15 protein-coding genes are annotated in these 18,528 nt (G+C 49.8%); 8 read left to right on the top strand and 7 right to left on the bottom strand.

What is annotated here, in order from left to right:
* The first annotated feature begins 89 nt into the window (after positions 1-89).
* The gene (locus HCG48_RS18555) at positions 90-479 is read left to right on the top strand and encodes a GFA family protein (RefSeq protein WP_168570480.1); all 390 of its coding nucleotides are present in this window, start codon (positions 90-92) and stop codon (positions 477-479) included.
* Between the two features lie 71 nt (positions 480-550).
* On the opposite strand, the gene HCG48_RS18560 is transcribed toward HCG48_RS18555, so the two are convergent.
* Entirely contained in the window at positions 551-1,384 is an 834-nt protein-coding gene (locus HCG48_RS18560) for an SH3 domain-containing protein (protein ID WP_168570481.1), read from the bottom strand.
* A gap of 399 nt (positions 1,385-1,783) precedes the next feature.
* On the opposite strand from HCG48_RS18560, the gene glgP reads away from it, so the two are divergent.
* On the top strand, positions 1,784-4,393 hold the full coding sequence (glgP, locus tag HCG48_RS18565) for an alpha-glucan family phosphorylase (RefSeq protein ID WP_168570482.1): 2,610 nt from the start codon (positions 1,784-1,786) through the stop codon (positions 4,391-4,393).
* Positions 4,394-4,636: 243 nt separating this feature from the next.
* Positions 4,637-5,521, top strand: a complete 885-nt coding sequence (locus HCG48_RS18570) for a hypothetical protein (protein WP_168570483.1) — start codon at positions 4,637-4,639, stop codon at positions 5,519-5,521.
* On the opposite strand, the gene HCG48_RS18575 is transcribed toward HCG48_RS18570, so the two are convergent.
* Together HCG48_RS18575 and HCG48_RS18580 are read right to left on the bottom strand one after the other, a co-directional pair.
* Positions 5,514-6,275 carry a DUF429 domain-containing protein gene (locus HCG48_RS18575; RefSeq protein WP_168570484.1) on the bottom strand — a complete coding sequence of 254 codons (762 nt, stop codon included), beginning with the start codon at positions 6,273-6,275 and terminating at the stop codon, positions 5,514-5,516. The two genes, HCG48_RS18570 and HCG48_RS18575, sit on opposite strands and share 8 nt — an antisense overlap.
* A gap of 35 nt (positions 6,276-6,310) precedes the next feature.
* On the bottom strand, positions 6,311-6,868 hold the full coding sequence (locus HCG48_RS18580) for a DUF6141 family protein (RefSeq protein WP_168570485.1): 558 nt from the start codon (positions 6,866-6,868) through the stop codon (positions 6,311-6,313).
* Positions 6,869-7,218: 350 nt separating this feature from the next.
* On the opposite strand from HCG48_RS18580, the gene trpS reads away from it, so the two are divergent.
* Entirely contained in the window at positions 7,219-8,229 is a 1,011-nt protein-coding gene (gene trpS / locus HCG48_RS18585) for a tryptophan--tRNA ligase (RefSeq protein ID WP_168570486.1), read from the top strand.
* A gap of 204 nt (positions 8,230-8,433) precedes the next feature.
* The gene (locus HCG48_RS18590; RefSeq protein WP_168570487.1) at positions 8,434-9,366 is read left to right on the top strand and encodes a methylenetetrahydrofolate reductase; all 933 of its coding nucleotides are present in this window, start codon (positions 8,434-8,436) and stop codon (positions 9,364-9,366) included.
* An 891-nt stretch (positions 9,367-10,257) separates the two neighbouring features.
* On the opposite strand, the gene HCG48_RS18595 is transcribed toward HCG48_RS18590, so the two are convergent.
* Positions 10,258-11,121: an Npun_R2479 family HD domain-containing metalloprotein gene (locus HCG48_RS18595; RefSeq protein WP_168570488.1), complete on the bottom strand. Its 864-nt coding sequence runs from the start codon at positions 11,119-11,121 to the stop codon at positions 10,258-10,260.
* Between the two features lie 459 nt (positions 11,122-11,580).
* Positions 11,581-12,567 (bottom strand): glycoside hydrolase family 24 protein, encoded by a 987-nt coding sequence (locus HCG48_RS18600; RefSeq protein WP_168570489.1) that lies wholly within the window; start codon positions 12,565-12,567, stop codon positions 11,581-11,583.
* 413 nt (positions 12,568-12,980) lie between these two features.
* On the opposite strand from HCG48_RS18600, the gene HCG48_RS18605 reads away from it, so the two are divergent.
* The 3 genes from HCG48_RS18605 to HCG48_RS18615 all read left to right on the top strand — a co-directional run bounded on the left by HCG48_RS18605 (position 12,981) and on the right by HCG48_RS18615 (position 16,630).
* Positions 12,981-14,921, top strand: a complete 1,941-nt coding sequence (locus HCG48_RS18605; protein ID WP_168570490.1) for an ABC transporter ATP-binding protein — start codon at positions 12,981-12,983, stop codon at positions 14,919-14,921.
* Between the two features lie 161 nt (positions 14,922-15,082).
* The gene (locus HCG48_RS18610) at positions 15,083-15,967 is read left to right on the top strand and encodes a sulfotransferase family protein (RefSeq protein WP_168570491.1); all 885 of its coding nucleotides are present in this window, start codon (positions 15,083-15,085) and stop codon (positions 15,965-15,967) included.
* 153 nt (positions 15,968-16,120) lie between these two features.
* Positions 16,121-16,630, top strand: a complete 510-nt coding sequence (locus tag HCG48_RS18615; protein WP_168570492.1) for a pentapeptide repeat-containing protein — start codon at positions 16,121-16,123, stop codon at positions 16,628-16,630.
* Between the two features lie 28 nt (positions 16,631-16,658).
* On the opposite strand, the gene HCG48_RS18620 is transcribed toward HCG48_RS18615, so the two are convergent.
* Positions 16,659-17,732 (bottom strand): sensor histidine kinase, encoded by a 1,074-nt coding sequence (locus tag HCG48_RS18620; RefSeq protein WP_168570493.1) that lies wholly within the window; start codon positions 17,730-17,732, stop codon positions 16,659-16,661.
* Positions 17,733-17,794: 62 nt separating this feature from the next.
* Positions 17,795-18,499, bottom strand: coding sequence for a response regulator transcription factor (locus HCG48_RS18625; protein WP_168570494.1), 705 nt, complete (start codon positions 18,497-18,499; stop codon positions 17,795-17,797).
* Positions 18,500-18,528: the final 29 nt, after the last annotated feature.

The following is an 18,528-nucleotide window of genomic DNA, read 5'->3' on the forward strand; positions in this document are numbered from 1 at the left end:
CGCACGATCGCGATAATAAGTTTCATCTGAGACAATTTACCAATTACGCCAACGCAAACAGGTGGTTTGTGTTTTTCTATGAGGTTTCAATGAGCAACAGTCATCATTCTCAAACCTATGAAGGGGGTTGTCACTGCGGTGCAATCCGCTTTCGGGTTGTGGTGAACCGACATGAGGCGGTGGATTGCAACTGTTCGATTTGCACGAAAAAGGGCTTTTTACATTTAATCCTCCCTCGCGAACAATTTACTTTATTGCGCGGAGAAGAGATGTTGGCAACTTATACGTTTAACACGGAAATCGCAAAGCACACATTTTGTAAAACATGTGGCATCCACCCCTTTTATATTCCGCGATCGCACCCGGATCGATTTGATGTGAACGTCCGGTGTTTGGATGGAAATGTTATCTCGAAATTTAAGATCGTTCCCTTCAATGGCCAAAATTGGGAAGAAAATGTCGAAAGCATCCGCGAGTGAGTGTCCTCAATCCAAAGCTCAAGCTAAAATCTAACATCTAAAATCTAAACTCTAAACATCTAAAATCCCTCTCATTCGCCTCCAGCCATGGCTAAAATTTGCCAGTCGCCCTCGACTTTACCGAATAAGATCTGATAATCCAAGGGTGTATAAACATATTGGTTATAGATATATCCCCGGCGATCGCCCGCCAAGATCACGGGAGTCCAGCCGTCGATGGGGTCGATTTCGCCGCCGGAAGCTTGCTGCATGTTCTCGGCTTGCTCACGATCGCGCGTGACGACGGCATTAGAGACACTGGCGATCGCCTCACTTTCTAACGTCGGTTGCGATCGCACGTTGACATTCTCGCCGACGACGATCGCCTGTTCCGACTGCCACGAAACCCTCTCCACCTCTTCCGGTGGGGGAAACTGGCTGACGAACGTCTGCACCACATTCGGACAGACCCAAATTTGAGTATCCGCATCGACGCGATCGAAAGTCGGGGGATTCTCCGCCGGAGAACAGCCGACATCGATCGCCTTTTGTAACTGAGCCCAAAACCAACTGTCGGACTCCTCTAAATTAAGGGCATCGCGCGATCTCGGCACCGAAAACCCGATCGGTAACTGTTCCGGTAACACCGATTCGACAAAAGTGCGATCGCGCTGTGCGACCGCCGCACGCAAGCGCTGACGAAACTCGTAAAAGTCGCTCCCCGGTTCGGCATCGTCTTCTAAGGCGATCGTGCGATCGGTTTGGGAGTCCTGCGTCGAGACCACCTCGGCACCGTTCCCCCGGTGAATCAAGCGTTGCACCTTCCCCGAAGTCCCCGTAGACGAGCGAATCGCCGCCGCCAATCCCGCACCGAGTCCCAATCCCGCGATCGCCACTACTAGCGTCAGTCCCTGTACTTTGTTCATTTTCCCTTTGCCTCGACTCGCCGCGTTCGCTTAGCGTCTCCCCAGGAGGATCGCCCCCATCCAAATCGCCCTTATTGTAACAACCGTCCCGCACCCAGTTCCCCTCTCTCCAGAGGTTCGGAACTATTAAAACAACTTAACTTTCAAGAAAACTCAGCAGAAAATGAGTTATAGAACAAAAGCAGGAGGAAAAATTTTTACTCCCATAGAATCGACCGGGATGCTAATGGCAGTATCAATGTCTTCTTGAAAACAATCTCTGGCAATTAGCCAGAGCCAGGTAAGATAGCACCTAATACACAGTATTACTAGGTTTTACCAGTAATTACCGGGTTAAAGACTATCTGTTCGCAGTCCATTTCAACTTCTTCGTAAAACCGTAGAAAATATCCCGCGCTTATGCAACCCATTCGTACCTTTAATGTTTCTCCGTCCTTACCGGAAAAACTCGAACCCTTACGCAAACTCGCTTATAACCTTCACTGGGATTGGAACGTCGAAACCAAAGACCTGTTTCGCCGACTCGATCGCGACTTGTGGGAATCGAGCCGCCACAACCCCGTCTTAATGCTCGGAACCATCTCCCAAGCGCGCTTGCAAGAAGTCTCCGAAGACGAAGGCTTCCTCGCGCAAGTCGAACGGGCCGCCCTTCAACTCGAAGACTACCTGCGCGAACGAACCTGGTACGCCAAACACCGCGACCCCGACAAACAATCCCAAGACTGCTACGCCTACTTTTCCGCCGAATTCGGCTTGACCGACTGCCTCCCGATCTATTCCGGAGGTTTGGGCGTCCTCGCAGGCGACCACCTCAAATCGGCGAGCGATCGCGGTTTGCCCCTCGTCGGCGTCGGTTTACTCTATCAAGAAGGCTACTTCAGCCAGTATCTCAACGCCGACGGCTGGCAACAAGAGCGCTACCCGATCAACGACTTCTACAACATGCCGTTGCACCTCGAACGCGACGCTAACGGTAACGAACTGCGGATCGCCGTAGACTACCCCGGACGCCAGGTTTACGCCCGCGTCTGGCGCGTCCAAGTGGGAACGGTGCCGCTTTACATGCTCGATACCAACATCGAACCGAACAATCCCTACGATCACGACATCACCGACGAACTCTACGGCGGCGATCTCGATATGAGAATGCACCAAGAGATCATGCTCGGGATTGGCGGGGTCAAAATGCTCGAAGCCCTCGGACTCAAACCGACGGTCTACCACATGAACGAGGGACATTCCGCTTTTTTAACGTTAGAGCGGATCCGCCATTTAATGGAAAACGACGGTTTGAGTTTCCACGAAGCGAAAGAAGTCGTCAACGCCAGCAGTATTTTTACCACCCATACCCCCGTCCCTGCCGGATTTGATATGTTTCCGGCGGACAAAATCATGTACTATCTCGGTCACTACGCCGAGAAATTGCACCTCTCTCGGGAGGAATTTTTAGCCCTGGGTCGGGAAAATACCGGGGATCTCGAATCGCCGTTTAGTATGGCGACCTTGGCGATTAAAATGGCGAGTTTTGTCAACGGGGTGTCCAAACTGCACGGGGACGTGTCGCAGAGGTTATTTAAAAACTTGTGGCCCGCCTTACCTGCGGGGGAAGTCCCGATTACGGCGATTACGAATGGGGTTCACGCGCGCAGTTGCGTGGCGAAGTTCACCCAAGAACTGTACGATCGCTATCTCGGACCGAAATGGTCTACGACTCCGGCGCACAATCCTTTGTGGGATCGGGTCAGTTCGATTCCCGATGACGAACTGTGGAGGGCGCAAGAGCGGTGTCGGTCCGAGTTGGTGGTGTTCGTGCGCGATCGCCTCGAAAAATATTTGCGCGATCGCGGCGGATCCTTGAGCGAACTGTCCCAAGCCCAAGAAGTCCTCGATCCGAGCGTGTTAACTATCGGTTTCGCCCGTCGTTTCGCCACTTACAAACGCGCGACCTTGTTCATGCGCGATTTAGACCGGATCAAACGGATTTTGTTCGACCTGCACAGCGATCGCCTCAAAGGCGGAATGCTCAGTCCTAAAAAACGGATGGTTCAGTTCGTGATCGCCGGGAAAGCTCACCCGAAAGATATTCCCGGAAAAGAAATGATCCGCCACATCGTCCACTTCATTCGGGAACAGAAGTGCGAGAAAAATATCGTTTTTATTCCCGATTACGATATCAATGTCGCCCGCATGATGGTCTCTGGCTGCGATGTCTGGCTCAATACCCCGCGCCGTCCTCGCGAAGCCTCCGGAACCAGTGGCATGAAAGCGGCGATGAATGGAGTGCTCAACCTGAGCATTCTCGATGGCTGGTGGAACGAAGCGGACTACGTGCGGACGGGATGGCCCATCGGTCAGGGGGAAATGTACGACGATCCGGACTATCAAGATGAGGTGGAAGCCAACGCCCTCTACGATTTACTCGAAAAGGAAGTGGTTCCCTTATTCTACGATCGCGACGAAGAAGGCATCCCGCGCCGATGGGTGGCGAAGATGAAGCAGGCGATCCGGCTCAATTGCCCGCAGTTTAACACCGCGCGCATGGTCAGCGACTACGCGACTTACGGCTATTTCCCGGCGAGCGATCGCTACTACCAAACCATCGAGAACCACTACCAACCCGCGAAAGAACTGGCCCACTGGAAGCAACACCTGTTCGATCGCTGGTACGATATCAAGATCGAAACGGTCGATATTTCCGCCCCTGCAGATATCCAGGTCAACGAGGATATCGCCGTCAAAGCACAAATTCACCTCGCCGGACTGAAGCCGGAAGATGTGGAAGTGCAAGTGTATAAAGGGCCGATGGATGCGGACGGCAATATTGTCGATGGGGTGCCGATGACCATGGAATATCAGGGAAGTGGCGCCAACGGTCGCAGTATTTATACGGCCAATATTGCTTATTCGTCTTCGGGTTTACAAGGCTTATCCCTGCGGATTTTACCGCAGCATCCTTACTTGAGTAGTCCGTTTCAACCCGGATTACAGGTGATTTGGGCGAATTCCTAACTGCCAATTGCGGGGCGTAGATTCTGCGCCCCCTTTTGAAGTTCGATCGATTTTTGTTAAAAATCAAAACAAGAGCGGCGATCGGCTGAAGCGATCGCTGCGATCGATGTTTAAAAACATATTGTTATTTAAACTAAATTGACTAATTGTTAATCTCTGAAGTTGCAATCCGGATCGATCGGGTTTGCAGTAGAAAAGCGATCGTGAATTTCAAAAAATCAATCAGAATTGCACGAGATCGCCATGACTTACCAACAACATTTAACCAACAATTCTAATCCCGATATTCATAAGCTTGACTCTAGCTTACAAGTAATTCACGAAGATATTCAGCAACAAAACTTGGTTTTGGAAAAAATCTTAGAAGAGTCTAGTGGAGGTGGGATATGGTCAAAAAATACCCTTTTTTATATTTTGCTTCCTGCTTTTATCGGTGCGATTTTTGGGGTATTAATTGCCGCTTGTGGTGTGTTTGCGCCAGAACCTATCGAAGCAGATAAACCCACACCCGCTTTAGATCGGACAACACAAAAAGTTGTTTTTGGTGCGCTCTCCTGTACGGGTTCTTCTATTCTAACCCTGTGTTTGTTAGGGGCGCCCAGCCATAACGCTCAAAAGAGAAAAACTTTAGCCCTTTCATTTTTTGGTTCTTTGTTCTTTTTCTTTCCCCAACAAAGCTTAGCGACTTTAACAACTATTTCAGAAGCATTCCAAAGACAACAGTCTAAAAATAATCAATTAGCCGAGCAACTTTCTACGGTTCAGGATAAAAAAATTCAAGCTTTACGAGCAACTTTGCAGGCTAGTGGATCGCCACCTCCCGAAATCAAAGAGGATGTTGCTGAAGTTTTAGACACCAACATTACTTTGATTGGGAATGCTGAAGTTGCTACATTACAACAGCAACCATCTTCACAAACGATAGAATTGCTAGAGGAAAATCCCGAATTATTACAAGACCCGGAAATTAAAAGAAAATCGATCCAATTAGGACAAGAATTGCAACGGCAAATTGAAGCAGTCAATCCTCAGGAAAGTTCGGATCCTATTCCAACGTCGAACGATCGCGAATTATTACAAGAACTTACGGATTTAGACGAAAAATATTCTCAAGAATCGGTCAATTGACGATCGCCGGAATCACGATATAACCGGAGTCGCGATCGCCGAAAACCCAGGTACGATCGCGCCCCCAGTACCACCAGTAGGCGCCGATATACGCACAAAGCAACGCATCTAAGCGGTCTTCTAAGGCTTTGAGCTGTTTTCCTTTAAACGATTCGACCTCGGCATTAAAATCGGCGGTTTTGAGGCGGAGTAAATCGCAGTCGGTGTCTAAAGACAAACGCGGTTCTAACTGAGGCAGGCGATCGACTATATATTGACGCAATTTCATTAATTCCGGCTTGCGATCGCCTAATTTTCCCTTTTTATACTTTAAAATGCGTTCCAATCCAAATAAGGCGATCGTCGCCGGATGGGGAAACACTTCAATTTGATAGCGACCCGGTTTTTTGGGCTCGATTTGCGCCGCATGAGCAAAACCGCACGCTTCCAAACGACAGCCAAATCCGACCGTTCGCGCCGCAAAACGACTGTTGAGATTCGCCGGATAGCACCCGGCGTGATAGCGTCCGAAATACTTGTGCGTTAGTTTATCCGCTTCTCTCATTCTCGTCGCATTGGGAATCACCGTCGGCGCGTCCACGGCGACTAAAGCAGTTTGCGGACGGGGGGCGATCGCCTCGATCCAGGCGAAAATATCGTCAAGATCGAGCTGGCACTCTGACGAGTCCAAATAGAGGCGATCGCTTCGCCAAACCAAGCAACACAAGCCGCTTTCGCCGGAACTCCACCCCAAATCGACCCCCAGAAATTTCATCGTGCGATCGCGCCAACCCAATTCGCCACTTCCCCCTATCTCCCTCGGGAAAAGGCGATCGCGCGCGCCAATTGTTCGGGACTGTGAGAACCGATTAAAATTCGCTCGCCGTTGGCCAATTCTAACTGAACCCCGCGATTGCCACTGACATTGTACGCTTTCCCCGTCGGACTGTGACGGATGCCCCATCCCCCATATTCCCGTAAAGGATGGTAGGTTTTGACTTCCGCTTTGACGATATTTTCAAAAGGAATTTTAATGCGAGAAAACAGCAACGGATAAAAACTCAGATATAAACCATCACTGCGAATTTCAGTAATTAATTTAGTCGTGTAAAACAGAATCGGGAAAATAACGCCAAAGATAATCCCGAATAAAATCAGAATAATATGGACGACGAGGGTATCTTCCGAGTTGGAATCCAACACAAACGGGATCGCAGCAACATAAAGGGCCGCCAGAGAACTGCACGACAGTACCACCCAAATCCAAGGCTGACGAAACTGTTGCACTTCTCGAAACATGAGGGTTGCATCGATGTCATCGGTAATGCTGACTTCCGACGACATCGGTTTAGAGCGCAGTTTATCCACCACGGTCTCCTGATTCGATAAGGGGAAAAGTCGCGATCGCGTATCGGGATCGTTTCGGACGATCGAGCCAACGAATCTACGGCAACAAAGCAACGGGCTCGCTGTCTAAAACAACCCCCGCTCCTCAATCGTATCACTCCCCCGAGGGCGATCGCCCCCAATATGGCATCAAAAATCAGTCCTCTGCAAGCCGGGAGGCAATTGGGTGAGGGGCGAAGATTTGTTAAGATGTCCGATTGTATGTCCTTTGGCGTGCATTTCGACAAACGCTTTGAGAATCTTCCTCAGCACCCAGGAATGTTCTCCAGCCAAGTTCCTTGTCCTGTCAAAAAAATTTGTAACGGCAACCTATGGGTAAGCAGCGTATTCTTTCAGGAGTCCAACCCACTGGCAATCTGCATCTCGGTAACTATTTGGGTGCGATCCGCAATTGGGTAGAAGCGCAGAGTCAGTATGAAAATTTCTTCTGTGTCGTCGATTTACACGCGATTACGGTTCCGCACAACCGCGCTACTCTGGCACAAGATACGTACACGATCGCGGCGTTGTATTTAGCTTGTGGCATTGACTTAGATCGTGCCACGATTTTTATTCAGTCGCACGTTCGCGCCCATACCGAATTGACCTGGCTGCTCAATTGCATCACCCCGTTAAACTGGCTCCAAGACATGATCCAGTTTAAGGAAAAAGCGGTGCGTCAGGGGGAAAATGTCAGCGCCGGATTGTTAGATTATCCAGTATTAATGGCGGCGGATATTTTGCTTTACGAAGCCGATAAAGTCCCCGTCGGCGAAGATCAAAAACAACATTTGGAACTGACCCGGGATATCGCCGCTCGATTTAACCATCAGTTTGGGAAAGATGACGAACCCGTCCTCAAAGTCCCCGAACCGTTAATTCGCAAAGAAGGGGCGCGGGTGATGAGTTTGACCGACGGTACCAATAAGATGTCAAAATCGGATCCGTCGGATATGAGCCGGATTAATCTGCTCGATCCGCCGGATGCGATCGCCAAAAAGATCAAGCGCTGCAAAACCGACCCGATTCGCGGCTTGTGGTTTGACGATCCACAACGTCCGGAGTGCAATAATTTGCTGACCCTGTACGCACTCCTGTCCGGGAAAAGCCGGGAAGCGGTTGCCGAAGAATGTAAGGACATGGGATGGGGTCAGTTCAAGCCGTTGTTGACCGAGGCGACTTTAGAAGCGCTCAAACCGATTCAGGAGAAATATAAGGAGGTCATGGGCGATCGCGCCTATCTCGAATCGGTGTTGCGAGAGGGACGGGAAAAAGCGGAGGCGATCGCCAATCCGACCCTCAATAAGGTGAAAGCGGCTTTGGGTTATTCGATGCCGTTATAACCCCCCCTGCGTTACTTCCACTCAGTTACACTCGCAAAAAGGAGACCGAAACTCGGAACGGGGCGATCGCGACGGGAGACAGGGAAGCTGCAACGCTCTCCCTGGCTTCGTTCTCGACAGCCTCAATCCATCACTTTATGGGATCTCGATGGCTGCCACACCATCGGGGTCGAACATTGACCACTGAAACATAACAACAAAACTATGACACAACAGCCTTTAGCGCGATCGCGCTTCCGTCTCGCCGTCGAAGCGCGAGAATTTTTAGTCACTGCCGAAGTGATGCCGCCCAAAGGTAGCGATGCCTCGCATACCGTGGAAATGGCGCGCCAACTCAAAGATTGGGTACACGCCGTCAACGTGACCGATGGCAGTCGGGCCGTGTTGCGGATGTCTCCCGTCGCCACTTCGGCGATTTTACTGCAACACGGTATCGAGCCGATCTGTCAAATTGCCTGTCGCGATCGCAACGCGATCGGTATTCAAGGGGATTTGATGGGCGCTCACGCCCTCGGCATTCGCAATATTTTAGCCTTGACTGGAGACCCGATTAAAGCAGGCGACCACCCGAAAGCCAAATCGGTGTTTGAACTCGAATCGGTGCGTCTGCTCAAATTGATTAAAAAACTCAATAGCGGTACGGATTTTAACGATAATCCCCTCACGGACTCTCCGACGGATTTATTTCCCGGTGCGGCAGTCGATCCGCAGTTAAAAAGCTGGTCGGGTCTCAAAAGTCGCTTTGAACGAAAACTGGAAGCGGGAGCGGAATTTTTCCAAAGTCAGATGATCTGCGATTTCGATCGCCTCGACAAGTTCATGAACGAAATTGCTTCGGGAACGGACAAGCCAATTCTCGCCGGAATCTTTTTACTCAAGTCGGCGAAAAATGCCGCCTTTATCAATCGTTGCGTTCCCGGCGTCCACATTTCCGACGAAACGATCGCCCGTTTGGCTGAGGCGAAACATCCCCTTCGCGAAGGCATGAAAATTGCGGCGGAACAGGTGCAACACGCGCGATCGATCTGTCATGGCGTTCACATGATGGCGGTTCGCCGAGAAGATTTGATCCCGGAAATTCTGGATATGGCTGGGGTCTCGGCCCTTACCCCTCAAGAAGCGAAAATCGCGGTTTAGAAGCGGCAGGCAACTGCACCCAAGGACACGCAACGATAGGCAACGAGCGATCGCGCATTTTTTCCGGATCGCGCCCTGTTGTTTCGGAATCTACACCGTGGTAGATGCACCCTGATGTCCAAACCCCCGGGTTCGTTCTGGGGGTTTTTTATTTTTTATTTCTTATTTTAGATTTTCGATCGGCCAAATGAAAACCATCCGGATGAGTGAGCAGATATCCGAATTCTCAATATAGATGCACCCTGATGTACCACCCCTGGCTAGCCAACCAGGGGTTTTTTTATTTTCGCTTTTAAAGTTTAGAGTTTAGATTTTCAATCGCTCAGATAAAAATTGTCCGGATCGGTGGGGGGCGATCGCGAAATCCCTAATAGATGCACCCTGATAGTCCACCCCCGGTCAGCCAACTGGGGGTTTTTTATTTTCGCTTTTAAAGTTTAGAGTTTAGATTTTCAATCGCTCAGATAAAAATTGTCCGGATCGGTGGGGGGCGATCGCGAAATCCCTAATAGATGCACCCTGATAGTCCACCCCCGGTCAGCCAACTGGGGGTTTTTTATTTTCGCTTTTAAAGTTTAGAGTTTAGATTTTCAATCGCTCAGATAAAAATTGTCCGGATCGGTGGGGGGCGATCGCGAAATCCCTAATAGATGCACCCTGATAGTCCACCCCCGGTCAGCCAACTGGGGGTTTTTTATTTTCGCTTTTAGCCTGTAAAGTTTAGATTTTAAATTGGTCAGATAAAAATTGTCCGGATCGGTGGGGGGCGATCGCCTCTCGTGAGGGTACGACACTGGGGATAACACCCTGAGAAAAAGCGCCGGACGAAGTATGCAGTCCGACGTCAAAAACAAGAGTTAAGCTAAAGATCGCGCGATCGGCTCGAAGAGTTCAAGCGACCTCAGAAGCCGAATCGGAACTGACCTCAGCATGTTCGACGCGGAAGACATTGGCGTAGAGATTCGCCATAATCTGCTTGCCTTCTTGAGTCAATCCCAAATATTTCAACGCATCGGTAATGTAAGGATAAACCCCATTCCAATAAAACTTGGCGTAGTTTTTACGCAAGTCATCCGGGTGACGGTATCCCAACGTTTTATTCGCTCCGGTTTCTTCAAATTCATAGAAGAGCGCGCCAATTTTTTGTAAATAACGCGGGTCGCTCAATTGTCCGATCAAATCCGCAGCGCGAACTAGTCCGGAATAATTGAAAGTATCCTTGTGATCTTCGTCCGCCGGAACGGGAAAACGAGTCAGTTCGATATTGCGTTTGATCGCTTCGGCATCGATCAGGCGATGACCGCCGAAACGTTCTTGAATGAACAATTTACCGCGATCGACGTGATAGGGGGTCAAACTGGCGTCGGTCGCGCCGACGGGGACGGTGACTTTCATGCCATCACGACCCGTGGCGTACAAGTTTTCCTCGGCACGATCTTCCCTGCAAACGCCTTTGACGTAACCGATATCGTGGCAGAGCAAAGAAATAATCGCGTGTAGCCAATCTTCGCAAGAAACGCCGCCTTCGCGAATGTGTTTGCCGCGCAAGATTTCTTGACCGACTAAGGTGACGAGGATCGTATGTTCGACGTTGTGATATAAGGCGTCGCTATTGGCAATATTTTCCAGAGCCATATTGCCAGCCCAGGCGATAATATCGGCGTAGTCGGATTTGTAACCGCCGTAAGTTCGATGATAGCCCGCTTGGAGTTGTTGGACGAAAGCGTCGATCAGGAGTGCCGTGGAGTTAAACATTTCTATCTCACCCAAACTCAATTTTTAATCAATCCGATTTTAATCGACTCTTCAACGGCTTACATGAGGTGTGGGATACAGTATTGCGCTAGATCGGCGTTGAATTTTCGAGTCGAGATCCACCCCGATCGCGATCGGGCATTTTCCATCATTCCGATGAAAATTTCGAGCCGATCGCGTCGAGTTGGCAAAATCGGAAAAACGTTCTAGCGCTGGCCTGCGTTACAAACATAATTGAGGACTTTGCACCTCTCCCCTGTTCTAAATACTTTGATTATGCTGAAAATTTTCAAAAATTTCTGTGACGATCGTCAGAAAGGGGTTGGGACGAGATCACTCGGGGGTGCGATCTTTGTCGCTGACAAGATGCGATCGCCTTTGAGAAATGTTAGCATCGAGCGGATAAATCCGGGAGCGATCGCCGTCGCGAGCAACGTAGATCGACCTGGATCGGGGGCTTTACAAGCCTTGGCGATATTTTTGCAAGCGTTGGCGGTAAACGGTTTTCAACCGCGCGATCGCCCGCCGTCGGTCGCCATTGCCGACATCGAGCAAGGAAGGCCACACGGGAATTAATTCGAGAGCCGCCATATCGAACCAGCCCGCTTCTATATCTTCTAACACTTCGTACTCTTCCAACATGGCGATCGCCGCCCGATCTTGGTTTTCCGGGGAAAAATCCCGGGCGCCGATTTTGCGAGCCATGCGATCCCAGCTCGTACTGAGGAACTGATAGCGACCCGCCGCATCGGAACAGAGTTGGCGACCGTGGCGCCAACCGCATTTAATCTCTCGGGGGTGATCCTCGAAACTCTCGAAAGTCGTTCCCGTAAACTGCATTCGGTAAGCGTTCGGTCCTTCGGTTCCTTCGGCCCAAGCGAGCATGTCGAGAAATGCCTTAATATAAGCGACTTTCAGCGCCGAAATTCGTTCCGGGTCGTGGCGATCGTCTCGGGGTAGAACGTGCTTTCCCCATTCGCGAACCTCCTTTTCCGTCACCTCCGGGGGCGCTTCCTGACTCGGTAAGGCTTGAATGGTCGCTCCCAAGACTAGGGTACAGAGGGTGACGGCGATCGTGGCGGCGAGGGTGCGCCGACGGCGTTGCTGGCGCGATCGCGATCGCCCCTCCACGGTCGGCCAACTTTCGGCAGGTAAGATCTGGGACAAATAGCCAATTTGATAGCCGAAATCGAATAACGATCGCACGGCGATCGCCTTTTGGCTAATGATTTCCGGTCTTTGGCGGCGCGCCATCAAAAACTGCACGTAGCGGTGCAAATCTTCGACGGCGATCGCCCCTAGGGGTTTGCCGCACACCTGTAAAAACTGTTTCGCTAACAACCAATCGGCGCGCCGTTGTTTCGATGCTTTTTGGCGCACCCACAGTTGAATGAGTGCGACATCGGAATCGACGATCGGTCGGCGTGTGATTGGCGGTTGATTCATCTTGATTTGTTCGTGCAAGCGGCCCATTCTCATCGAGGCGGGCGATCGCCCCGAATCTTCCCCCTTCTCGAATTCTCTCCCCTTCGAGTAAATGTAAACTGGACTATCGAGGCATTTGCCCGTCCTTCTCGGACGCAAACCCGAAAGGGATCGACAATTTCCTATTTTACAGCGATTTTTAACCGTTTATTAAAGGATATCTTTACAAACGCGATCGCCCTTGGCTGACCCGACGGCGCGCGTTCGCCCCCTCAATCTTATCGGACGCCCGCCCCGCCACCGGATTCGGCTGACTCTTTTGGAGTGGCTAAGCGAACGCAGACGCGTCTGCGTTCGCCCCTTGCACTTCAGAAAAAATTGCGCCGATGATTTAGGATCGCTGTTAGAAAAGCGCTTTCCTTACCAACACCCCGATGAGCATCGTCACCCTGCAATCCGTTCAAAAAGACTTCGGTATCAAAGAAATCCTGCGAAATGCCAATTTCAGCCTCGGACCGACGGATAAAGTTGGGGCGATCGGCGTCAACGGGTCGGGAAAATCCACCTTACTCAAAATCCTAGCGGGAATCGAACCGATTGATGGGGGTCAACTGCTCGTCAATTCCGGCTTGAGAATTGTCTATTTGCCTCAAGACCCGGATTTAGACGAAAATCGCACGGTGTTAGAGCAAGTCTTTGCCGATAGCGGCGATCGCATGGCTTTAGTGCGGGAATACGAAGATTTAACTCACAAAATCGCGCGATCGCCCCAAGACGAAAAACTGATGTCCCGCCTGTCCGCCGTCATGCAACAAATGGAGGCATCCGGCGCCTGGGAACTCGAAACCCAAGCCAAAATTATCTTATCCAAACTCGGGATCGAAGACTTCGACGCCCAAATCGCCACCCTGTCCGGCGGATATCGCAAGCGGATCGCGATCGCCGCCGCCTTATTATGCGATCCCGACGTGCTCCTCATGGACGAACCCACCAACCATCTCGACGCGATCTCCGTCGAATGGCTACAAAGTTACCTCAACACCTTTCGCGGCGCCATCCTCCTCGTCACTCACGACCGCTACTTTCTCGATCGCGTCACCAATCGTATCGTCGAAGTCGATCGCGGCGACCTCTACACCTACGACGGTAACTATTCCTATTACCTCGAAAAGAAAGCCCTCGCCGAAGACGTCGCCGCCAGCCAACAACGCAAACATTACGGCGTTTTACGGCGAGAACTCGAATGGCTCAAACGCGGACCGAAAGCGCGCAGTACCAAACAAAAAGCCCGCATCGATCGCATTCACGAAATGCAGGATACCGAGTTTAAAGAAAGCCTCGGTAAAGTCGAAATTTCCACCCCCAGCCGCCGAATTGGCAAAAAAGTGATCGAGCTTGAAAATATCTCTAAATCTTACGGCGATCGTCTCTTAGTCCGCGACTTCACTTATAAATTCACCCCGGAAGATCGCGTCGGTATTATTGGCGGAAATGGCGTCGGAAAATCCACCCTCCTCAACTTAATTACCGGACGCCTCGAACCCGATATCGGAAAAGTTGAAATTGGCAGCACCATTCACATCGGTTACTTCGACCAACATAGCGAACCGCTTCAAGACGCCATGAACGAAAATCAGCGCGTCATCGACTATTTAAAAGAAGAAGCCGAATATGTCCAAACCGCCGATGGAACTCGGATTAGTGCCTCCCAAATGCTCGAACGGTTCCTGTTTCCTCCCGAACGGCAATATTTACCTTTACACAAACTTTCCGGCGGCGAAAAACGGCGGTTATTTCTATTGCGCGTCCTCATGAGTGCGCCCAATGTTTTGATTCTGGACGAACCAACCAACGATCTCGACGTCCAAACGTTAGCGGTTTTAGAAGACTATCTCGAAGACTTCAACGGTTGCGCGATCGTCGTTTCCCACGATCGCTATTTCCTCGATCGCACTATCAACACCGTTTTCTCTTTTGAAGGGAACGGACAGATCCGTAAATATCCCGGAAACTATTCGATTTATCTCGATTTCAAGCAAGAAGAAGAACGAGAAGCGGCGAAACAAGCTGAACGGGAACAAGAGAAGGAAAAACCGACCGCCGAAAATGGCAAAGTTGAAAAATCACCGCGCTTGTCTTGGGATAAAAATCGCCAGCGAAAATTGTCCTCTAAAGAGCGCAGAGAATATGAAGGTTTGGAAAGAAAAATCGCCGAGATGGAGGAAGAAAAAGAAGAATTAGAAAAATCTTTATACAATGCCAAACCCGGCGCCGTCACTGAAGTGCAGAAAATGCACGCGCAACTCGAACAGTTAAGCGAGGCGATCGAATCTGCAATGGAACGCTGGATGGAACTGGCAGAAATTGATTCTTAATGCTCCTAAAAAGGTGGGAAAACTCGCGATCGGTTATTCGGTTATGAGGACTAAAACGGGAATTTACCCACCCTTTTCTGACTCGTTATTCTCATTCCAACGAAGATCGAGATCGAAGACAGATTAGTTACCTTAAATTCTATCTGTAATTTCCAAAAAAGATGACTTTACCCAACTTTATTATTATCGGCGTCCAGAAAGCAGCGACAACCTCAATTTACGACTATTTGAAACAACATCCTCAAATCTATATGAGCCCAGTTAAAGAAACGAGCTTTTTAGAAAAAAATTGGGATGTAGAGGCGATCGCGCCGGACATAAAATATAAGAAAGTATTGACTTTAGAATCTTTTGAAGACCAGTTTCGCGACGTGACGACGGAAACCGCGATCGGAACGACTTCGCCAAACTGTCATTTTCTCTACGAAACCGCAGCCGATCGCATTTTAAAATATACCCCAAATGCCAAACTTATTTTAATTCTACGCAATCCTATCGATCGCGCCTATTCCGACCATTTAATGCATATTCGCGATGCGATCGACGATAAAACTTTAGACGATCGCCTCAATTCTCCCAGTTCTTTTATTATTCGTAAAGGCTTTTACGCCGAACAGTTGCAACATTACCGCGATCGCTTCCCTTCCGAACAAATTAAAGTCTTTCTTCACGACGATCTAAGAAAGAACACGATCGAATTTATGCAGGAACTGTACCGTTTTCTTGAAGTCGATCCTAATTTTATTCCAGATACGACGAAAAAAGCACAAGTGTCGCAAGTTCCCAAATCGAAAAAACTCAATCGAGTTTTGCGAAATTCAGAAACAATCGCCGCACCCATTTTACCGATCCTAAAACGACTATTTCCGTTCAAACTCCGGGAAGGACTGCGATCGCTCAAATCTAAATTACTCGCGCTCAATACAGAGAACAAAAAGCCACAACTCTCTGAAGAACATCGCCAACGACTGCGCGATCTGTACCGCGAAGATATTCTAAAATTGCAAGCATTAATCGAACGGGATTTATCCCACTGGTTATCTTAATATTTCGAGATACGATCCATTTTATGAACCATCCCCCCCAACCCCCCTTAGAAAGGGGGGAGTCTAATAAAGTCAAGTCCCCCTTTTCAAGGGGGATTTAGGGGGATCCGAGTTCTATTTCACTGTCTTGAAAAACGCTATATTTTATCCGCCATGACGATAACTTCTGCATCTCCCGCATTTCCTAGCGCGATCGCCTTCCTCGAAAGTCCCCCAGAACGGCGCTGGCAAACCCTAAAACAGCTCGGTTTAGCGCGATATGACTTTTTAATTGAAATGCCAAAAACTGAGACAAATATTGCTTGTGTAAAGCGCTTTTTTAAAGGTCGCAAACGGGTTAAATTTCCCGATCTTTCTCATACCGATCTATCCGGTTTAACCCTCGATCGCACCAACTTGATTCGCGGCAATTTAAGCGGTGCCAATTTGACCAAAACTCGATTAATTGAAGCTGATTTATTGTTTGCCAACTTTACACGAGCAAACTTAACCGATGCTAATTTATCCGGTGCAACCCTCAATGAAACCATTTGGACGGAGGCGATCGTTTTCGGCTGTCATTTTGGGGCGGGGATCGGCTTAAGTGAGACCCAACGGCAAGATCTTGTCAACAGAGGGGCTATTTTTGGCGGTAGCGAAGGGAATGATTTAGACACAAAATAAGTGAGAACAAAACCATGATTCGTCCCTTCTAAGCCAATGGGAGAGAAAATCGGAAGGTCGTTCCTTCCCCTAGCTGACTTTTAACCTGGATTTGACCGCCTTGTAACTCGACCAAACGGCGCGAAATGGCCAGACCGATTCCCGTTCCGGTACCGCGTCCGCCTTTGGCGCGCCAGAAGCGATCGAAAACGTGAGGTAAATCTTCAGGAGCAATTCCGCTTCCGGTATCGCTCACTTCGATCCATAACGATCGCCGATCGCCCCAGGCGCGCACGGTAATCGACCCAGACGCCGTATGGCGCAAGGCATTTCCCAATAAATTCACTAAAACCTGTTCGAGACGATCGCCGTCCGCCAAGACCAACGGCAATGGTGAGGGACAGTCTAACACGAGTTGCGGTCCGTTTTCGAGCAGTTGGTCGGCAAATTTTGCCACTAAATTTTCTAACAGGGGACGAACATTGAGGCGTTGAATATCGATGGGGAGATATCCAGCTTCTGCTTTAGAAAGTTCTTGTAAATCGTTGACTAAGCGTTCTAAACGGCGAGTTTCCTTGACCAAACGGTGATAAACTTCCGGATTCGGCACCAGGGTTCCGTCTTCGAGTTCTTCTAAATTACCGCGCACGATCGTTAATGGGGTTCGCAATTCGTGAGTGAGATCGCCGATTAATTCTCGGCGTCGCTGTTCGACATCTTGCAAACTCGCCGCCATGCGATTGAAGCTGGTACTAAAGCGATTCAGTTCGGGAATCTCGCTATTTGGCATTCGTTCTTCGAGGTTTCCCGCCGCAAATTTTTGGGTAATTTTTTCCATTTGCGTTAATGGTTGTACGATGCGTTGGGCCAGCCAATAGCTCAAAATTCCTGCGCCGGAAGTCCCGACAACTACAGACCAAAAGGTGCCTCGATTCCAGGCTGTTTCAAAGACATCGACGAGGGAAGTTCGGACGTAGCGCAAGTTAAATCCGCGTCCTTCGAGTTGTTCGAGATGAATCACGAATAAGCGCGGCGATGAGAGTTTCCCGGTAATGACGAGACTGCCAATACCGACGACTAGGACGAGTAAATGAGAGAAAAATAAGCGCGATCGCAAACCCATGAGGGATTTTAGCTTTTAGCTTTTAGCTTTTAGATTGAGTTATTGAGGGAATTGGGAATAGTTCAGGTTTCGTCTTCAAATTTATAACCGACACCGATCGCCGTTTTAATAAACGTCGGATTCGCGGGGTCGGGTTCGATTTTTTTGCGTAATCTCGCTACATGAGTATCGACCACTCGTTCGTCTCCAAAAAAGTCGTCACCCCAGAGTTTTTCGATTAGTTGCGATCGCGTCCACACCCGCCCGGGATAACTCAAAAACGTACTTAATAAATTAAACTCTAACGCCGTTAAATCTAACGGTTGCGATTCCTCGTCCGAGACGTGGCGTGTGGCGCTGCGGCGATCGAGATCGACGGTAAAATGACGGGTTTGATAGAGCTGACTTTGACCGCCTTGACGCAAACTGCGCCGCAACAGGGCGCGGACGCGGGCGACCAACTCCCGACGGCTGAAGGGTTTGACGAGATAATCATCGGCGCCTGTAGATAAACCGATGACGCGATCGATTTCCTCACCTCGGGCGGTCAACATGAGGATGTAGGGGTCTTTCGGTCCGGGTTGCTGGCGGATGCGGGCGCAGACTTCGAGTCCGTCGAGACCGGGTAACATTAAATCGAGAACGATTAAATCCGGTTTTTGCGCTTGGAAAATTTGCAACGCCGCCAGACCGTCGCGACAGGTTTCACAGGTGAACCCCTCTGCTTCCAGGGCCCGGCGGATAATTTGAGCGATTTCCGCTTCATCTTCGACGATGAGGATTTGCATCGGTTCGAGACTCCCGATTTCCGGATTTT

It is taken from the genome of Oxynema aestuarii AP17, assembly GCF_012295525.1.
In the GTDB taxonomy this organism is placed as follows: domain Bacteria; phylum Cyanobacteriota; class Cyanobacteriia; order Cyanobacteriales; family Laspinemataceae; genus Oxynema; species Oxynema aestuarii.